We start from the raw sequence: 17,767 nt of genomic DNA on the forward strand, positions 1-17,767 counted from the left end.
TATTATGATTTTAACTGTTCGTTGGAACTGGACTTATCGCGTTTTTTAGTGAAAAACCACCAGTTGGCATCTCCAAGCAATTTCATAAGAGAAGGAACAAGAAGCATTCTGACAATCGTTGCATCGATAAATATAGCTAAAGCAATTCCTACACCCATTTGTTTAACAGGCGTTACGTCTGTAAAAGCAAAGGCCCCTGTAATTACAATCATAATTAAAGCAGCACTCGTAATGATTTTACTAGTGGAAGCTAGGCCTTCTACCGTTGCCACATTATTATCGCGGGTTTGATGATACACTTCGTGAATGCGCGAAATTAAAAAGACTTCGTAGTCCATGCTAAGCCCAAATACAAGGCCGAAAACAAAGACCGGCAGCACTAAAGCAATATTAGATTCGGTAAGACCTAATTGTCCATTTTGAAACAGCCATACAAGTAAACCAAACGTAGCTGTTAAGCTTAAAATATTCATAATGATAGCCTTTAAAGGAATGAGGACAGAACGAAAAGCAATCATTAAAATGACATACGTTGAAAATAAAACAAGAGCCAAACCATATGGAGCTTTCTCATAAATTTCATCGAATATTTCTTGTTCAAATTTTGGATAGCCGCCAATATGAACGGTGAAAGGTGAACGTTTGTCTTTCCATTTTCGAACAAAATCTTTCGCTTGATCTGAATTTTGGTCTGTATCTAGCGTAGCTTTTATGAGCATATAATGTCCGTTAATGAACGAATCTACAGCTGGCTTTGTCTGTGCACTTATCTGCGGGTTTTCCAGCATAGCTTGAAGCTGATCACTTGATTTTACGTTTAAAGCGGTAGAAATAGAATCGACTTGCTTAACTAACGAATCTTCTTTTAATTGTTTTATAAAAGTAAAGGCATTTGTTAAAGGCTTTTCATTCAGCATATCTTGCTTAGCTTCTAGTACAAAATAAACGTCTGCGGTGTTTTTATTTATAAACGTATTGTTATACGTGTCAAAAGCTTGACGAGACTCGTATTTTGTTGGCAGCGCTTCTGAAGACGGTATTTCTAGATGCATGTCTCGAACGGGAATAAGTGCTACTAATAGAATGATAAGAGAAACAATCGTCATAGTTACAGGCTTTTTCATGACAAATGTAGCGAATGAACGCCACCTAGACTGACCGCCTTGTTCGCTGACTTTTAAGATGCGTAAACGATTAATACGTGTACCTAATATAGCCAGTATGGAAGGAAGAAGCGTAAGAGCTGAAAACACAGCAATAAAAACAACAGCCATTCCTCCAAGAGCGACGTTTCGGAAAATATCCACTTGAATAAACAGCATTCCCGCTAATCCAATAAATACGCATAATCCTGAGAAGATGACCGAGCGTCCCGCTGTTTGAATGGTAATTTTGATTGCTTGTTCTACCGATTTTGTTTCAATTTCTTCTTTAAAGCGATTAATAAATAAAAGGGCAAAGTCAATACTAAGAGCTAATCCAATCATTGGAATCACATTTAAAATAAAGATGGACAGCTCTGTGTACGGATGGAAGAAATAGACAACGCCCATGGTGGTAACGACGGTTACAATTCCTATCATAAGAGGGATTGCAGCGGCTACCACGCCGCCAAAAGCTAGAAGAAGCACAACTAAAGCAACAGGAATACCAATGGCTTCCGCTTTTGCTAAATCAGCTTGGCTTGCTGTATTCATATCTTTTTCAATAATAGGACCACCGGTTAATTTTACACTCATCTCTTTTTCTTCAGCTGAAAGAGTTCTGATCTTTTCCACTCGTTTATCCATCGTGCCATCATCGTGATTAAAGTGAATAATTCCATACGCTGTGCTTCCTTTTATCATCTTGTTAGAAGCCGTTGGTATGTCGACTTTCGACGCGTCTGATTTTTCCTTTGCTTTTTGCATATACTGAGCGATCGTTTGCTGGAATTTCGAGTCAGAAACTCCGTCTTTTTTTTCAAACAAAACGATGATCTGAGCTTCGCTAACGTCAAATTTATCAACTAAAAGCTGCTCGGTATCTTTATACATTCCTTTCATTTCAAATCCGTTTCCTCCCAGCACAGAAGGAAGCTTAGCCGCATAAAAGCCAAATCCGATAATTAGGATTATCCATAGTACTAATAAAATTTTCCTGCTCGCATATAATGCGTTCGCTACTCTATTCATATTAACCTCCAATTTTTTGTACAGTTACTAGACTATTTTATACTAACAGTTATTGTAATTAGAAGAAGTATTGTGTTTTTTTGTTTTTCTTGCCTGAAAAAGCTTTTTAGATAGATGCGCAGGGGTGCTTCCTCAGTAAAATCGTGTTTATGTTTCAGGAGATTTAGGGAACACTGTACATAAATGCACGAAGGGGGATTAAAAAAGATGCAAATGAAACAGCCAGCTAAAATGACGAATAGTTATGGGTGTAAAAATGAGTATGATACATTAAAACGTGTGGTCGTTTGCCCACCTACATATATGAAAATTGAAGAAATTATTAATGAAACACAAAAGCACTATGCGGATGAAAATATTGATGAGAGCTTGGCTTCAAAGCAGCACCGTCAATTTGTTGAATGCCTTCAAAAAGAAGGAGTGGAAGTCATCGGGCTATCTGCACAAGAGCCATTTCCAGAACAAGTATTTACGCGGGATATTGGCTATACGCTCGGAGACACCGTTATTGTCACGAAAATGGGCAGCGAGATTCGAAGTGGAGAAGAACAAGTGCTAGCCGATTGGCTGCAGCAGCAAGATATTCCTTTCCATCAGGTATCGGACCATCCTATTGAAGGAGGAGATGTGCTGATTGATGGACAAGCTATTTTTATTGCGCTCAGCGACCGTACAAGTAAAGAAGGTGTGGAGCATATCCAAGAGCTGCTTCCAGCCTATGAGGTTGTTCCGATTCCTATTGATCGGTCTTATCTGCATCTTGATTGTGTGTTAAATATTTTATCACCTACAGAAGCGCTCGTATTTTCACCCGCTTTACATGAGAAAGAATTAAATTTACTTCGCATGAAATATGACTTAATTGAAGTAACAAAAGAAGAGCAGTTTACGATGGGAACCAATGTATTATCCATCGGTAATCAGCGGGTGATCAGCCTGCCAATGAATACAGAAGTGAATGAAGAGTTAAGGAAACGAGGCTATAAAGTGATTGAAGTTGATATATCTGAAATTATTAAGTCGGGCGGTTCTTTCCGCTGCTGCACAATGCCTCTTGAACGAGTGTAAAAAAGCTTAAAAAGAAAAAAAGATCTCGGCGATAGCCAGGGATCTTTTTTTTGAGAGAGGTTGTATAAAATTTCAAGTGAAAGGAACATTAACCTATATAAGCTGTTGAAGGAAAGGAGTGATAAACATGGCAAATCGTAATCCTATTTTAGTTCAAGGTGCTGAACAGCTTCTTGATCAGCTAAAAACGGAAATCGCGGGAAGACTTAACGTTCAGCTTGGCGCTGAGCAAACAGCTCGTGCAAATGGTTCTGTTGGTGGAGAAATGACGAAGCATCTTGTTGCAATGGCACAACAGCAATTAAGTGGTGCACAAGGACACATTCGCTAGTCTGCTCTACATAAACACTCTGATGAAAAGTTCTGGCTCTTTTGAGCTGGAACTTTTTTGTGTAGGAAACATCATTCTACTTTCTCTTGATCATTTGATTTGAGATTTTGCTTGAAATTCTCCACTTTCAAGGTTGAAAAGTGCATAAAATGGGAAAAGAACAAAAAAAAGAGAAAGTAGAGGTTTATCATGAAAAAGCTATTATCATTTGGAAAAAGTCTTGGTAAAGAAATTCAAGAAGACCAAGCAACGGGACTAGCGGCTGAGCAAGCCTATTATTATATGCTATCATTATTCCCTATGCTTATTTTACTGATATCGATTGTTCCGTATCTATCTATTAAACCGGAAGAGGCAATCGATGTCCTTCAAAGCGTTATGCCTGGAGAAACGGCTGCAATCTTTAAAGATAACGTAGCTCAATTTATAAGCCAACCAAACGGCGGGTTACTGACTGTAGGGATTTTAGGAACCATTTGGTCTGCTTCAAACGGTATGAACGCCTTTATCCGTGCAATGAACCAAGCCTACGACGTGAAAGAACAGCGCTCGTTTATTAAAGTAAGAGGCTTGTCCATTCTTTTAACAATTGGATTGATCGTAACAATTGTTGTATCCCTTCTTTTACCAGTGTTCGGAGGGGTTTTGTTAAATTGGATAAGCGAATGGTTTTCTCTTCCTTCAGGTACAACAGTGGTTTTAAATATTCTGCGCTGGATTATCGGTGTCGGCATTATGGTACTTGTTTTATCCGTATTATACAGATTAGCCCCAAACAAAACGTTTCCTTTTGCCCATGTATGGCCCGGAGCGCTCGCTGCTACGCTGTTATGGCAGCTGACATCTTTAGGGTTCTCATTTTACGTAAGCAACTTTGGCAATTATTCTGCTACTTATGGAAGCTTAGGAGGCGTGATTGTTCTGATGCTTTGGCTATTTTTAACGGGGTTAATTCTCGTTATTGGAGGAGAGATTAACGCTATTTATCACCGAAACAAAACGGCTGCGCCTCCTAAAGATACGTCTCAGGCGATGTAATAAAAAAGGAAACCTTTATAGAGGTTTCCTTTTTTAACGTTTAAAGCTATTCACAAGCTGTTTAAATGAGTTGGCTGTATATTTGACCGAATCTTTTTTGTACTGTACATCGGTTTTAATCGCTGCTTGTGTTACTTTTAAATGATTTGTTTTTTCTTTGATATGATCAGTTTCGTTTTGAAGATGTTGAGAAGTGGCATTTACAGAGTTCACAGTTGGCTTGATTTTTTTATTAAATGATACGCCTGCGTAAATAAGATACGCAAGTGATGCCAAAACAACAGCTAAGCTTATATAAACAATAATCATCGGTGTGCCTCCTTTGTACGTATTTATATAGGTGAGAATAAAATATATACGAATATCATCCTCTTTATTTAATTGTTATACCCATTTTTAATCAAAACAAACAAAAGCCTGCCGAGAAGACAATATATTGGATTTTTTCTGAAATTTCATTCATCATTACATATAGAGTTACCTTGAAAGGAGAGAGAAGAAGAATGCCGTTAGATCCGCATATTCAAATATTTCTAAATCAATATAATGAAATGCCCCGTCCTGCTTTAGAGGACGTTACACCCCCGCAGCTGAGGGAAATGGAAAAGATGTCCTTAACTCCTTCTAAAGAAGTAGTTAAAAAAGTATATAATGAAGAAATTGAATTAAATGAACGTATGCTCACTATACGAGTGTATGAACCTGAAGGAACAGGGCCATTTCCCGCTCTTGTTTACTACCACGGAGGAGGCTGGGTATTAGGAAGCCTGGATACTCATGACTCTATATGCAGGTCGTATGCAAATGAAGCAAACTGTATTGTAGTGTCTGTTGATTACCGTCTTGCTCCCGAAGATAAATTTCCCGCTGCAGTAAACGATGCCTATGACGCCCTGGATTGGATTTCAGCTCATGCGTCTCAATTAAATATCAATTCAAATAAAATTGCCGTCGGTGGCGACAGTGCCGGTGGCAACCTTGCTGCGGTTGTAAGCATTTTAGCAAAAGAAAGACAGGGTCCGTCTATTGTTCATCAGCTGCTTATTTATCCATCTGTAGGATTTAAAAATCAGCACCCTGCCTCTATGAAAGAAAATGGAGAAGGATATTTTCTTTCAAAAGATCTTATGGATTGGTTTCGTCTTCACTACTTAAACAATAAAGAAGAAGAACAGCATCCCTATAACGCTCCGGTATTACTAGAAGATTTATCGAGTCTACCGAGCGCTACCATTATTACAGCACAGTATGATCCTCTAAGAGATAGCGGAAAAGACTACGCGGACGCATTAAAAAATCACGGTGTTCCCGTCACCTATGAAAATTATGAAACGATGATTCACGGATTTTTAGGGTTTCATGAATTTGTCCCACTCGCTCAGCAGGCGATCAATAAAAGCGCAGCTCAACTGCGTCAAGTATTTGATTCTATTTAAGTTGCAAAGATATATAGTGTTATAAATTATATGAACTTGGGGGAAGCAGCACATGGATGTGCTGTTTTTTCTGTATTTGAAGGGAGAAAAGGTTAAAAAGAGTTTCAAAAAAATAGCCTATTATCTCTTTTAAAGTTATTTCAATGTTATAAATAAAGACAATGTTATAGAAGTTATTGAGAATGATGCTTCACAATAAAAGAAAAGATTTCATATCTTAATGAAGGTTTTTTACAAGTTGAAACAAAGTAGGTGATTAAATGTTCTATTCTAATTTTTATACTCCTTTTAACTATGCTTTCTACCCTTATTTCATGCCTTCTTTTGGACGTCCTACTGGATATGTACTGAATTCTAGTGGTGAAGTTGACAGCTGGTGGGGAAATTATCCGTTAGGGTATCCTGCGAAAGCTCCAAAATTTTTGAGTGGGGGGCAGACGCCTATTTCAGGACCTGCAATACCATTCAGTTTCAGGAGTTATTATTGAACTGATTACAAGGGTTACTGCCGTAAAAGGTAAGAAATAAAAGATACGTACAAAATTAAAGCAGTATTTAAAGCGACTGAAAGCGATGATATTTAATTCAGTCGAGAAAGTCGATCATAGGGTCGACTTTTTATTTTAGGTAGTTAACAAGTTTGATTTGGTTAATGAAGGGAAAATAATAAGTAACTAAAAGGAGGTGGAGTTATGGATTATAAACAAAAAGATTATTATATCAGTGCAAAAGAAAATGAGTATTATAAAGTAATAAATGTAGTAGATCATATGTTAGAAGAAGCAAAAAGTAATGACAGATATCCTGTATGGGGTGAAAAGCTACGAAATGAATTAAAAGAAAGTGCTGGAAATAACCTTACTCCATGGCATTTTAATATGATAATATCCACACTTTTAGATTATGTACCTGAAGAAGTAAAGAATAAATCTAATGCTAAGTCACTCTGATGAGTGGCTTTTTATTATATCTATAGTATGCAAATTAAAATATGCGCTAAATAATAAAGGGTAAAAAAGGTGGCTAAACAACATGCCTAAAAAGCCATTTAAGATATGTAACACAGAGGAATGTTGTCAATTAGCTTATAGAAGGCAGGTGTACTCCTGTTGAAAGAGCCTATCACCTTATAGAAGTGAAAGAGGATTGGAGTAAACGTTTCTCTATAGGTAACTTATAGAGTGATCGTAAAACACAGCACCATAAGGTTCACTTTGGTGTAGATGGTAAGAAGTATACCAAGATTAAGAAGATAAGAGAATCTATTAGAGAATGCTTATTTACAGAAAAGCAAGTAAAAGAATTATTAAAAGTTATAGAAAGTATATTGATGGATTACATTAATTATAGGGAAGAAAATGCAGAGAATGGGAATGATTCAAAAAGAAAATTATCGAAAAATTGAGAAGGGAAATAATTGAATAGATAAAAAAAATAACCTTTTTCATGATATTATTTACTCATTAAGGGGGCTGTGTGTTGTGAAAGAACAATTAAAACCTGAGGAAATTAGCATAGAAGTTAAACTTGAGCTTCTAAAGATATGTAATGACGTAATGAACAATATAGTTACCCCTAATGAATTAATCAAGGACTTAGAAAAATTAGTTAGTCAAATCAGTTTATCTGTTTAGTGCAACACTCCATACAGAGAAAAGTTAAGGGGAGAATGCTGTGAAAAAGTTGTTAGTTGGTAGCATTTTGTTGTCTTTGAGTTTAACTATGGGAGCATGTGACCAAGGGGAAGAGAAGAACGCTGAGACTTCTAAGAAAGAAACTGCTGTAAAGCCAGAAAAAAAGACTAATGAAATAGAATTAAATAAGAAATCTGCATCTATACAAATTCAAGATGAACAGAAAGATTTACGTGCGTACGCTACAAAAGTTGAAGAAGAAAGGAAGGCTAAGGAATTAGCAGAACAAAAAGCAAAAGAGGAAGCGGAAGCTAAACAACAAGTAGAAATAGCCGAACAACAAAGACAACAAAAGATTGCCGAAGAACAACGTGTATCAGCTCAACAAGCAGAGAAAAAGAAGGAAGCGGAATCTCCAGTTAGTCAAGAAACAATCGATAATTATGAAGCAAATCAAGCTGAAACATGGGCTGAAGAGGCTGAGATTGAGGAGGAACTGAATAAGGAAGAAGAAGAAAGATTAGCTAAAGAACAGGCAGAACAAGAAGCATATGAAGCTCAAATCATTGCTGAACAAGATGCTAATTTCTCCGATGAAGCAAAGGAACAGATTCAAAAAGAAATTGATGAAGAAGGATATAGTCAAACATCATACTATTGCGATCAAGTTATGACTGCTGTACAAAGAGGGGATATGACTAAAGAAGAAGCTGGAGGTTGTTTGAAATAATTTAATTATAATTTCAAGAATTTCCTTTGGAATTATTTTCTTATTTCTATTGATAAAAAAACCACCTAAATGGTACAATAGACTTATAAAAACATAATGGAACGTTGTTTTCACAGAGTTTATTGACGACATTAAGTAAGGTGATTTTTTGAATGATAAAAAACAAGTAGGTCAGCTGATTCAGGATCTGCGAAAGATTGCGGAAATGACAACTGTCGAGTTATCAGAAGGAATTTGTACAGAAGAAGAGCTACATCGATTTGAACAAGGTGAAATTCATGCAAGCAGTGAAGTTCTCTATCATTTATCGAAACGCTTAGGGGTTCCGATGAATTATTTCTTTGAAGCAGGAGAGCTAACGCCCAACGATTATTCAAAAGAAATTAAATCGACCATTAGGCATTATATACGAAAACGCGATTATGAAACCGTGTTACATATGGTGAACAAAGAAAAAGATAATCCTATGTTTCAAGATCCTTTTCACGCACAATTTTTCCTATGGCACGAAGCCATATGTGATTATTATATTGGAAATAAGTTTGAACAAGCGCTTCGTAAATTGGAAAAAGCCATTGCGTTTACGCGTACGAGCGAACAGTTTTATTCAGAAAAAGAGATTGCTATTTTAAATAGTATTGCCATTATTTATGAAGAAGAAGGTCATTTAAAAAAAGCGTTCAGTACGTTTATGGAAGGGTTGCAGCATATTGCTTTGCTTCCTAAATTAAAAGATCCTCTTGTCAAAATTCGAATTTTATATGGATTATCGCGTGCGCTTTTGCAAATGGAACGTTATGAAAAGTCGATTAAATATGCACAAGCAGGACTAGAGCTGTGTATTCAGCATGAGACGCTTTATTTATTAGGAGAACTGCACTATCAAATTGGAGAAGCACTCTGTCAGCTTGGTGAGCTTAAACAAGGAATAGCCTACCTAGAAAAAGCTATTACCGTTTTTGAAATTGAACAAAATGAAGCGTTTGTGACCATTATTCAAGAGGAGATGTCTAAATATCAAGAAACAAAAAAGAAGAGCTGAACGCTCTTCTTTTTTTTATCTCCAATACACTGGGTGTGGGTAAAATGGCCGAGGGCGAGGGTAAAAGTAAGGAGGGTGGTAATAAATGGGACGAGGATAAGGGTAAGGATAAAATGGCCGAGGGCGAGGATATGGATAATAACCATAAGGGAATCTTTCGTCAGTTTCATGAGGATTTGAATAATAATCATAGCCATATTGATACTCTTCTAAAGGTTGTTCCGGGTAATATTGATAATTCACTCTTTTCACCGCCTAAGTTTTTATGCTTTTTACTGTATTCATTACAGAAAGAATTGGAGTATGTACTCATCAAACTTTTAATTTGAAAAAGGCGGGAGACAAGGAGTATTTTGAAAATAAAAACAAATTAGCTTTCCTTCTCGTTTTCTTATAAGTTATCAGCATCAGGAAGGGTGGGATGTTCAAAGCTTTTAATAAAAGAAGCGTAAGCAATCGTATCTTTAATAGGGTTTACATAAGATAATGGTTGACCTCGGTAGCTGAAATTAAATGTAATCCAAGCAAAATCTTTATTATTGTTGGAAATCAGTTTTGCATTATGTATAAAAGCAGATGCGGCAATCATCGCATCTGGGCCTTTAATTTTTTTATTGGATTCTATTTTAGCTTTTCGGCGAATTTGAGCTGCTAGCTGTGCAATTTCACTTGTAACGTCTACAATCTTATCTGTCATATCGTAAATATAATGATTTTTTACTGCTTTGACTTGAGGATTTGTTTCTACTTCCCAATGCGACAGAAGTTCCATTTCTACAACGGTAGGCATTAAAAATTCCGCATTATTTGAAATTAGTTCATTAATATATTCCACAACTTCTGGATAATTAAGCGCATGTGAAGCCCAAATGTTTGTATCAATGATTACTTTTTCATCCAACACAAATCGTTCACTCCTCTCTACTAGCCATTCGTACCAGCTCTTCTAACCCAAAAGGTGAGTAAAGAGCCGCAGATTCTGAAAGCTGATTGCTTAATAGAAGCTTTTCATATTTAGTTAATCTAGTTTTTGCAGATTTTATGAGCTTTTCTTGTGTGTCATTTAATGTTTTATCTTTTTTATCGTACGTGCGTAGAACTTTATTTTGAGGTTTGTATTTAAGATTTTTCTTCTGCATAGGGGTTGAGGGAGGTAATTGCGGCGAGGGTTGCGTATAAATTTTCCCATTTATTTTTAGGTTAAAGTGCTTCTGAACTTCCTTGCTGTATGTTCCTTTTTGGTCATCTACCAAGCGCTGTGCTTTCATGATATCCCTGCCTTTTTTATAAATTTATATAGTATATGTGATGAAGTTTTCTCTTACTATTCCTTTTATATAAAAAGATTAAAAAATTAGCTTCCGGGAGTTATTAAATTAACTAATGTTTGCCTGGGGGGTGATAATCTCAGCGAATAGCGGACAAAGGTTTAAAAACATGATATCGTGTAAGAGAATAAATCAGTATCGGTTAGAGAAGGAACTACAAAAAGGGGATACAAAATGAAAACAGAAAAACAAAAAATGCTGGATGGAGAATTATACCTTTCCGCTGATCCGCAATTAATAAAAGAACGTGAAAACGCTCGAAGATTAACAAGGCTTTATAACCAAACAACAGAAAGGGAAGAAGAAAGACGTACAAACTTATTAAAAGAACTGTTTGGGTCTACGGGAAATTCTCTTTGCATAGAGCCTACTTTCCGCTGTGACTACGGTTCTAACATTCATGTTGGAGAAAATTTTTATGCTAACTTTGATTGCGTACTTTTAGATGTATGTGAAATAAGAATAGGAGATAATTGTTTTCTTGCACCAGGTGTACATATCTATACAGCAACTCATCCTTTGCATGCTCTTGAAAGAATTTCAGGAGCTGAGTTTGGAAAACGCGTAGAAATAGGAAATAACGTCTGGATTGGGGGAAGAGCCGTTATTAATCCTGGAGTGAAAATAGGCAACAATGCGGTAATTGCTTCCGGTACCGTTGTGACAAAAAATGTTCCTGATAACGTGGTAGTCGGAGGCAATCCTGCAGTTATAATCAAGCATATTGAAAATTAAAGAATAAACAAAGAGCTTTTGAATTGTAAAAGCTCTTTGTTTATACGATGTTTTATTGCCGATTTGGCTCGTCCTCATTTATAATGTTTTGGTTAAATGTAAAAATATACATATTTCCTTCCGAGATCATCCATACTTTATTGACAAAGGAAAATTAATCATGGTATATTATCTTTAATTAAAGATATCCAAATTAAAGATAAATGACGAATGATAAACTAGACGATTTATCCGGAGGAATGTAGAATGAACCACTTAAAAGGAATACACCACGTAACGGCTATTACAAGCAGTGCAGAAAAGAATTATGAATTTTTCACATATGTGTTAGGCATGCGCTTAGTTAAAAAAACGGTCAATCAAGATGATATTCAAACGTATCATTTGTTTTTTGCAGATGATAAAGGCAGCGCCGGAACGGACATGACTTTTTTTGATTTTCCAGGTATTCCAAAAGGTTTTCACGGAACAAATGAAATTTCAAAAACATCTTTCCGCGTTCCAAATGATGCGGCTTTAGACTATTGGGTAAAGCGCTTTGATCGCTTAGAAGTAAATCATACGGGGATTCAAGAGCTATTTGGGAAAAAGACGCTTTCGTTTGTTGATTTTGATGATCAGCAGTATCAGTTAATTTCCGATGAAGGAAATCAAGGAGTTGAATCAGGCACTCCTTGGCAAAAAGGCCCTGTCCCTCTTCAATACGCTATTACGGGACTCGGTCCTATCTTTATTCGTATTGCCGAGTTTAATTACTTTAAAGAAATGATGGAAAAAGTCCTTTTATTTAAAGAGATTGCTCAAGAAGGAGATCTTCACCTATTCGAAGTAGGAGAAGGAGGAAACGGTGCGCAAGTAGTAGTAGAACACAATGAAAAACTTCCGCAGGCTCAGCAAGGTTTTGGAACTGTTCATCACGTTGCTTTTCGCGTAGAAAATCGACAAGCTCTTGAAGAGTGGATTAATCGAATGCCAAGCTTCGGTTTCCATACGTCTGGTTATGTGAATCGTCACTTCTTTGAATCGTTGTATGCAAGAGTGGCTCCGCAAATTTTATTTGAATTTGCGACAGATGGACCAGGATTTATGGGAGATGAACCTTACGAAACGCTTGGAGAAAAATTATCACTGCCTCCGTTTTTAGAGCCAAAACGTGCAGAAATTGAGAAGCTCGTGCGTCCGATTGATACAGTAAGAAGTACAAAAGAGTTTGTGAAAGAATAGTACACAAAAAACACTCAAATAGCTATTTGAGTGTTTTTTGCTGTTTCAAAGATGAACAAGCTTTCAAAACGCTAAAAAAGAACGTGTTTTTGATATTTTCTACTTTTATATATACCTGTCGCGAATGTTTGCTTAAAAACTGCCAATGCTCTACAAGGAAGGAGTAGGAGTGGGTTGTGCATAGCCTTCTTTATATTTTTCATCGATGTCTTTGCGGATATCTTTTATTGATTTGCCTCGGTTATAGTCGAGCATAGCTTTAGCTGCAATTTCTATACACAATCCGCACTTTGTTCCATGATCATCCCAGACAACTGCTCCGTTTCTTTTATTTTTAAAAATAAAGCAGTCATAGCTGTTTTTGTGATTCGCTTCCATGCCACATCCGCAGTAGCAAGGGATTTTTTCAAGTAGTTCACGATTTTTAGCAACGGATAGATAAACTAGTTTCATATCTTTAGGCTGATTCTTCAAAAACTGTGGCAAAACATCTGCTCCCGGAGTCTCTTCGCGAATATCAGCAACTGCAGCTTTGTGATGTTCATGACCTGAATGTGCAGAAGAGTTTGTGGCAGAAGAAGTTGTTGTATTGTTTGAACAAGCGGATAATCCAATACTTGTAGCGAGAATCCCCAACAAAATAATTGATTTTTTCAATATAATTAACATCCTTTCATGTGAAAATAAATGATAGTTGCATCATACACGGCAGTTTATCTATGTAGATAATTAAATACCTGCTTGTTTATATCTAATTCTCTATAAGTATGCAGAGCGGTTATCGTGTATGATAGAGATGGACGAGGAAAAAATATGAAGCATGAATTTATCATAAGGTGCGTTTTGTAAGTAATTGGACAGAAGGAGAAAGTGAACGGAGGTTAAACAGTAGTGAGTGAACAAAATCAACGTCTTTTTGAATATATTTTAGAAAATTCAGCCTCTATCAGTGAAGAATGGCTGCGCCAAAGAAGTAATATTAAAGGATCGATTTACTCAAAGGACGCAGATTCTTCAGTTGAGAAAAAGCTACGTGAGCAGCATCTTTATACGATTGAAACAATTGCGAGCGGCTTTCTTGACGATCAAAAGATTTTTAAACAACGTATGGTGAAATGGACGACGGAAGTAGTAAACAGTAGAATTAAATTTGATACGCCGATTTACGAGGTAGTAGAAGCGCTAAGCAAAACAAGAAAAATTATTTGGACGTATGTCAAAACATATAGTCTGATACATTCATCTATTACAAAAGAAGATATACTGTCTTGGAGCGAAGTTTATCATACAACATTTGATAAACTCATTAATGAATTCTCCGAACAGTATTATAAAATCACAAGGCAAAAAATAAGTCTTCAGCAAGAGCTAATCGACGAAACGAGTTTTCCTGTCATTCCAATTGTAGATCACATCGCGGTCTTGCCTTTAGTAGGGCTTATTGATGAAATCAAAGGTGATTCTATTATCGAGGTTGTTCCAAAAAAGTGTGCAGAAAAACATATAAGGCATCTAGTCATTGACTTATCGGGTGTAAATTATGTAGATACGTATGTCGCTCACAAGTTTTTTGATTTGATTAACATTTTGCAGCTGCTAGGCATCCATGCGATTATGTCAGGAGTGAGTCCTGACATGGCTCAGACGGCTGTTAATGTAGGAATTAGTTTTAATAAAATTGAAACGTTTGGACATTTACACCAAGCTCTCTCTTCGCTTGGTGTAAAGAATAAAGTATAGAAATGCTAAATCGAAACGGAACTGAGACCTTTGCTCTCCAGTTCCGTTTCTTTTTGTTTGTCTATATTCTGCTGCATTCAAAATCTTGTAAGCATGCCTTACAAACTCCTTTTCATATGGGGACAAATGGAAGATACTAAGGAACAAATAAACGGCGGTTTTCTATGCCAAACGTCTCGTTTAGCTCAAGAATGGAGGTGTAAAGAGAAGAATAAGAGAAGTACATAATGAGATAGTTAAAGTGTTAGATAAGTACTGATAAGCAGTGTGATTAAGGAGGAGTTCTATGAAAATAATTTATCTTCTTTGCTTACTTCCGTTTGTAGGAATATTAGGTTTATTGCCTTTTGTTAACAAAGTAACGCCGTTTATTTTAGGGATGCCTTTTTTTCTCTTTTGGATTGTTATGTGGGTAATTCTTACGTCTTTTATTATGGGTATTGTGTACAAGCTCGATCCTGCTGTTAAAGGAGGAGATAAATAATGAATACCGCTCTGATTATTATTTTTGGTTTTTTACTTTTAGCTATTTATCTTGGAATTCGAGCTACGCGGGGCAAAAAAATGGATTTAGAACAGTGGAGCGTAGGCGGCAGAGGTTTTGGAACTGTTTTTGTCTTCTTTTTGATGGCGGGTGAAATCTATACTACTTTTACGTTTCTAGGAGGAAGCGCTTGGGCATATGGAAAAGGAGGGCCAGCGTTTTATATTTTAGCCTATATTTCTTTAGCGTACGTGTTAGGATATTGGATTGGCCCGCAAATATGGCGATATGCGAAGCAGCATAAGCTCATGTCTCAGCCGGATTTTTTTGTTTCAAAATACAACAGCCCGTTTCTAGGCATCGTTGTTTCATGCGCAGGGGTGCTGGCAATTGTTCCTTATATTATTTTACAGTTCAAAGGCTTAGGTATTATTGTATCTGAAGCTTCTTATGGCTCTATCTCTTCAACCGCAGCCATTTGGATTGGAGCCATATCATTAACGGTTTACTTAATGATATCAGGCATACATGGTTCCGCGTGGACGGCCATTGTTAAAGATATTATGATTTTTATTGTCGTCTTATTTTTAGGAATATATATGCCGTTCCATTACTACGGAGGCTTACAGCCGATGTTTGAGGCTGTGCATCAAGCAAATCCAACGTTTCTTACTCTTCCCAAGACAGGTCTAAGTATTTCGTGGTTTATTTCTACAGTCATGCTGACCGTATTAGGATTTTACATGTGGCCGCATACGTTTAATGCAACGTATTCAGCTGAAAACGAGAATGTATTTCGAAAGAATTCTATTATAAGTCCTATTTATACGTTAATGCTGCTTTTTGTCTTTTTTGTAGGGTTTACTGCTCTTATGCAGGTACCTGGACTACAAGGCGCAGAAGCGGACTTGTCACTGCTTCGTCTTTCCATTCAAACATTTGACCCGTGGATTGTCGGCTTTATTGGCGCAGCTGGTTTATTAACAGCACTTGTGCCTGGATCAATGCTTTTGATGGCAGCTTCTACGTCACTATCTAAAAACGTTTATGGCGTTCTTGTTCCCTCAGCGACGGGCAAACAAATTTCGATACTGGCTAAATGTTTCGTACCGGTCATTGCGCTTGTTTCAGTCTATTTTACACTTCATGGAGGAAATACGATTGTAACGCTTTTACTAATGGGCTACAGCATTGTGACGCAGCTGTTTCCTGCTTTTATTTTTAGTTTAATGAAAAACAATATCGTGACTAAATACGGGGCATGTGCAGGTATTGTTGCCGGCATTGCGTCTGTGATGTATATAACGATTACTGAAACAACGCTTGGCACGTTGTTTCCTGCGTTGCCACAAATTATTAAAGATACAAATGTCGGCGTTATTTCTTTATTTATTAATTTAGTTGTATTAATGGTGGTCAGTTTAGCAACGAAAAAAATCGCCGCACAGCCGCATTTTGAAAGCGGGGCAGTAGATGGAAAACAAATTTTGTGAAAATCTTTTTCCAATTGCGTTTTAAGAACATCATGAAGGGTATAAAAGTAGTGCATCATCAAAATGTTCAATATGGCTGCAAGACATAAGCAGCCTTCTCGATAAAATGTAACGATTGTGTTGTTTTTAAACTTAAACATAGGTAACAAGTGTGAAAAGCAACAAGACGTATGCCACAAGCGGTGTACGTCTTTTCTATGAAAGATATTTACCTAAAAAAGGAGATGATAACATGACATCTGAAAAAGCATTTGAGCAAAAGAAAGATCTTTTAATGAATCAAATTATTGAATCGGGTTACTTTAAAGCAGAAGACGGGAGACATTTGTACGAATTGAATTTAAGTGAACTAGAACAAACGCATCACGATCTTCAAAACCAAAAAATAAGAGAAGTATAATTAAAATCTTCCAGATTATTAGAAATTCAGCTGATTTCGTATATGTGTGTAAATACCAGCTGTTCAGTTTGTTCCTCCGCGGCTTTTTGTTTGAAAGCAGGCACTTTTCTTTTTCTTCTGGTGCGTTTACAGCCTCGCTATTTCCAAGCGTACTCCTCAAACATATAACTCAACACTTAAGAAATAGGCGAATAAAAACAAAAAAGCGCAGAAGCTGCGCTTTTTTTGATGCGTTAAAAACGAGTGGAAGCCGCTGTTTTTTTAGGTTTGCTCATTGCTTTTTTTAGTACTTCAGAAAAATAAGGCTCTCCGCTAGGATTTTGCTGTCTTAGCAAGTCAATGGTTCCTTTCACGTCATCCATAGCTCTGTGAGCGTGCTCTCTCTCAATATTATGATGATCAAGAAGCGTTGTTAGTTTTTTATTAGGAAAGCCGTACTCTTTCCATTTGACAGCACGCATAGAGCAGTGCCATTTTTGATTAGATAAAGATGGATACCGTTTTAAAAGAAAACTGCGATCAAAAGAAGCATTATGAGCGATGATAGCCGAAACGCTAGTTAACAGCGATTCCACTTTTTTATCGTCTAATGTTTTATTTTTAACCATCTCATTTGTAATTCCCGTTAAGTTTGTAATGTACGGGAAAATGGGAGTTGAAGGCATATTAAATTCTTCATATTCTTCTACAATGTCGATTATTTCTCCGGTAGAAGAATCATAAGAAACAACAGCGATTGCTAGTTCGATAATATCGCATGTTTGCGCACTTAATCCCGTTGTTTCAACATCTAAAACGGCTGCTAGTTTCACTTGTTCAGTTGACAACTCGTCGCCCTCCCTTTCTATTTATCATTCTATTAGCTTATCATTTTTTAACAGAAAATGTTAGTAAAAAAGATGAGGGAGCA

At 36.7% G+C, this 17,767-nt stretch carries 21 protein-coding genes; 15 read left to right on the forward strand and 6 right to left on the reverse strand.

What is annotated here, in order from left to right; genetic code table 11:
* Positions 1-2: 2 nt before the first annotated feature.
* Positions 3-2,174 (reverse strand): MMPL family transporter, encoded by a 2,172-nt coding sequence (locus tag OK414_RS11715; protein ID WP_263045627.1) that lies wholly within the window; start codon positions 2,172-2,174, stop codon positions 3-5.
* Between the two features lie 207 nt (positions 2,175-2,381).
* On the opposite strand from OK414_RS11715, the gene OK414_RS11720 reads away from it, so the two are divergent.
* From OK414_RS11720 to OK414_RS11730, 3 genes are all read left to right on the forward strand, one after another.
* Positions 2,382-3,242, forward strand: coding sequence for a dimethylarginine dimethylaminohydrolase family protein (locus OK414_RS11720; protein ID WP_095379702.1), 861 nt, complete (start codon positions 2,382-2,384; stop codon positions 3,240-3,242).
* A 127-nt stretch (positions 3,243-3,369) separates the two neighbouring features.
* Entirely contained in the window at positions 3,370-3,573 is a 204-nt protein-coding gene (locus OK414_RS11725; protein WP_013056997.1) for an alpha/beta-type small acid-soluble spore protein, read from the forward strand.
* Between the two features lie 189 nt (positions 3,574-3,762).
* Positions 3,763-4,611 carry a YihY/virulence factor BrkB family protein gene (locus tag OK414_RS11730; RefSeq protein ID WP_016764059.1) on the forward strand — a complete coding sequence of 283 codons (849 nt, stop codon included), beginning with the start codon at positions 3,763-3,765 and terminating at the stop codon, positions 4,609-4,611.
* Between the two features lie 33 nt (positions 4,612-4,644).
* Here OK414_RS11730 and OK414_RS11735 read toward each other — a convergent pair whose 3' ends face one another.
* Entirely contained in the window at positions 4,645-4,920 is a 276-nt protein-coding gene (locus OK414_RS11735; protein WP_025752355.1) for a hypothetical protein, read from the reverse strand.
* Positions 4,921-5,114: 194 nt separating this feature from the next.
* On the opposite strand from OK414_RS11735, the gene OK414_RS11740 reads away from it, so the two are divergent.
* The 6 genes from OK414_RS11740 to OK414_RS11765 all read left to right on the forward strand — a co-directional run bounded on the left by OK414_RS11740 (position 5,115) and on the right by OK414_RS11765 (position 9,782).
* Positions 5,115-6,047, forward strand: coding sequence for an alpha/beta hydrolase (locus OK414_RS11740; RefSeq protein ID WP_034652173.1), 933 nt, complete (start codon positions 5,115-5,117; stop codon positions 6,045-6,047).
* Positions 6,048-6,739: 692 nt separating this feature from the next.
* Positions 6,740-6,997 carry a hypothetical protein gene (locus OK414_RS11745; protein ID WP_263045628.1) on the forward strand — a complete coding sequence of 86 codons (258 nt, stop codon included), beginning with the start codon at positions 6,740-6,742 and terminating at the stop codon, positions 6,995-6,997.
* A 531-nt stretch (positions 6,998-7,528) separates the two neighbouring features.
* Positions 7,529-7,681, forward strand: coding sequence for a hypothetical protein (locus OK414_RS11750; protein ID WP_160309923.1), 153 nt, complete (start codon positions 7,529-7,531; stop codon positions 7,679-7,681).
* Positions 7,682-7,721: 40 nt separating this feature from the next.
* Positions 7,722-8,411 (forward strand): hypothetical protein, encoded by a 690-nt coding sequence (locus OK414_RS11755; RefSeq protein WP_263045629.1) that lies wholly within the window; start codon positions 7,722-7,724, stop codon positions 8,409-8,411.
* A gap of 148 nt (positions 8,412-8,559) precedes the next feature.
* On the forward strand, positions 8,560-9,453 hold the full coding sequence (locus OK414_RS11760) for a helix-turn-helix domain-containing protein (protein WP_034652164.1): 894 nt from the start codon (positions 8,560-8,562) through the stop codon (positions 9,451-9,453).
* A gap of 44 nt (positions 9,454-9,497) precedes the next feature.
* A complete protein-coding gene (locus tag OK414_RS11765) occupies positions 9,498-9,782 on the forward strand; it encodes a hypothetical protein (protein ID WP_216875982.1) in 285 nt (94 codons plus the stop codon).
* 62 nt (positions 9,783-9,844) lie between these two features.
* Here the strand turns inward: OK414_RS11765 and OK414_RS11770 are convergent, their stop codons facing one another.
* Together OK414_RS11770 and OK414_RS11775 are read right to left on the reverse strand one after the other, a co-directional pair.
* Positions 9,845-10,357 (reverse strand): PIN domain-containing protein, encoded by a 513-nt coding sequence (locus OK414_RS11770; protein ID WP_013083113.1) that lies wholly within the window; start codon positions 10,355-10,357, stop codon positions 9,845-9,847.
* A gap of 7 nt (positions 10,358-10,364) precedes the next feature.
* Complete coding sequence (locus tag OK414_RS11775) at positions 10,365-10,721, reverse strand: hypothetical protein (protein ID WP_047932077.1); 357 nt, start codon at positions 10,719-10,721, stop codon at positions 10,365-10,367.
* A 234-nt stretch (positions 10,722-10,955) separates the two neighbouring features.
* Between OK414_RS11775 and OK414_RS11780 the strand changes: the two genes are divergently transcribed.
* Both OK414_RS11780 and OK414_RS11785 read left to right on the forward strand, forming a co-directional pair.
* The gene (locus tag OK414_RS11780) at positions 10,956-11,516 is read left to right on the forward strand and encodes a maltose acetyltransferase domain-containing protein (protein WP_034652154.1); all 561 of its coding nucleotides are present in this window, start codon (positions 10,956-10,958) and stop codon (positions 11,514-11,516) included.
* A 246-nt stretch (positions 11,517-11,762) separates the two neighbouring features.
* Positions 11,763-12,740 carry a ring-cleaving dioxygenase gene (locus OK414_RS11785; RefSeq protein ID WP_016764075.1) on the forward strand — a complete coding sequence of 326 codons (978 nt, stop codon included), beginning with the start codon at positions 11,763-11,765 and terminating at the stop codon, positions 12,738-12,740.
* A gap of 150 nt (positions 12,741-12,890) precedes the next feature.
* Here OK414_RS11785 and OK414_RS11790 read toward each other — a convergent pair whose 3' ends face one another.
* Positions 12,891-13,397: a PCYCGC motif-containing (lipo)protein gene (locus tag OK414_RS11790; RefSeq protein WP_013083117.1), complete on the reverse strand. Its 507-nt coding sequence runs from the start codon at positions 13,395-13,397 to the stop codon at positions 12,891-12,893.
* Between the two features lie 234 nt (positions 13,398-13,631).
* Between OK414_RS11790 and OK414_RS11795 the strand changes: the two genes are divergently transcribed.
* The 4 genes from OK414_RS11795 (at position 13,632) to OK414_RS11810 (ending at position 16,857) form a co-directional block, all read left to right on the forward strand.
* On the forward strand, positions 13,632-14,480 hold the full coding sequence (locus OK414_RS11795) for an STAS domain-containing protein (protein ID WP_034652150.1): 849 nt from the start codon (positions 13,632-13,634) through the stop codon (positions 14,478-14,480).
* Positions 14,481-14,766: 286 nt separating this feature from the next.
* Positions 14,767-14,964, forward strand: a complete 198-nt coding sequence (locus OK414_RS11800) for a DUF3311 domain-containing protein (protein ID WP_013083119.1) — start codon at positions 14,767-14,769, stop codon at positions 14,962-14,964.
* Positions 14,964-16,457: a sodium:solute symporter family protein gene (locus OK414_RS11805; RefSeq protein WP_016764077.1), complete on the forward strand. Its 1,494-nt coding sequence runs from the start codon at positions 14,964-14,966 to the stop codon at positions 16,455-16,457. Before OK414_RS11800 ends, OK414_RS11805 begins: the two co-directional genes overlap by 1 nt.
* A 232-nt stretch (positions 16,458-16,689) precedes the next feature.
* Positions 16,690-16,857, forward strand: coding sequence for a Fur-regulated basic protein FbpA (locus OK414_RS11810; protein WP_013057013.1), 168 nt, complete (start codon positions 16,690-16,692; stop codon positions 16,855-16,857).
* 233 nt (positions 16,858-17,090) lie between these two features.
* Here the strand turns inward: OK414_RS11810 and OK414_RS11815 are convergent, their stop codons facing one another.
* A complete protein-coding gene (locus OK414_RS11815; RefSeq protein ID WP_013083122.1) occupies positions 17,091-17,684 on the reverse strand; it encodes an exonuclease domain-containing protein in 594 nt (197 codons plus the stop codon).
* Positions 17,685-17,767 lie beyond the last annotated feature (83 nt).

Origin of the sequence: Priestia sp. JV24, from assembly GCF_025910025.1 — a bacterium.
GTDB classification, from domain to species: Bacteria; Bacillota; Bacilli; order Bacillales; family Bacillaceae_H; genus Priestia; species Priestia megaterium.

Excerpts from the sequence above, each read along its gene's own strand:
- OK414_RS11730 (WP_016764059.1), top strand. The coding sequence starts at position 3,763 with ATGAAAAAGCTATTATCATTTGGAAAAAGTCTTGGTAAAGAAATTCAA.
- OK414_RS11720 (WP_095379702.1), top strand. The coding sequence starts at position 2,382 with ATGCAAATGAAACAGCCAGCTAAAATGACGAATAGTTATGGGTGTAAA.
- OK414_RS11785 (WP_016764075.1), top strand. The coding sequence starts at position 11,763 with ATGAACCACTTAAAAGGAATACACCACGTAACGGCTATTACAAGCAGT.
- OK414_RS11780 (WP_034652154.1), top strand. The coding sequence starts at position 10,956 with ATGAAAACAGAAAAACAAAAAATGCTGGATGGAGAATTATACCTTTCC.
- OK414_RS11735 (WP_025752355.1), bottom strand. The coding sequence starts at position 4,920 with ATGATTATTGTTTATATAAGCTTAGCTGTTGTTTTGGCATCACTTGCG.
- OK414_RS11745 (WP_263045628.1), top strand. The coding sequence starts at position 6,740 with ATGGATTATAAACAAAAAGATTATTATATCAGTGCAAAAGAAAATGAG.
- OK414_RS11725 (WP_013056997.1), top strand. The coding sequence starts at position 3,370 with ATGGCAAATCGTAATCCTATTTTAGTTCAAGGTGCTGAACAGCTTCTT.
- OK414_RS11715 (WP_263045627.1), bottom strand. The coding sequence starts at position 2,174 with ATGAATAGAGTAGCGAACGCATTATATGCGAGCAGGAAAATTTTATTA.
- OK414_RS11810 (WP_013057013.1), top strand. The coding sequence starts at position 16,690 with ATGACATCTGAAAAAGCATTTGAGCAAAAGAAAGATCTTTTAATGAAT.
- OK414_RS11765 (WP_216875982.1), top strand. The coding sequence starts at position 9,498 with ATGGCCGAGGGCGAGGGTAAAAGTAAGGAGGGTGGTAATAAATGGGAC.
- OK414_RS11805 (WP_016764077.1), top strand. The coding sequence starts at position 14,964 with ATGAATACCGCTCTGATTATTATTTTTGGTTTTTTACTTTTAGCTATT.
- OK414_RS11775 (WP_047932077.1), bottom strand. The coding sequence starts at position 10,721 with ATGAAAGCACAGCGCTTGGTAGATGACCAAAAAGGAACATACAGCAAG.
- OK414_RS11800 (WP_013083119.1), top strand. The coding sequence starts at position 14,767 with ATGAAAATAATTTATCTTCTTTGCTTACTTCCGTTTGTAGGAATATTA.
- OK414_RS11740 (WP_034652173.1), top strand. The coding sequence starts at position 5,115 with ATGCCGTTAGATCCGCATATTCAAATATTTCTAAATCAATATAATGAA.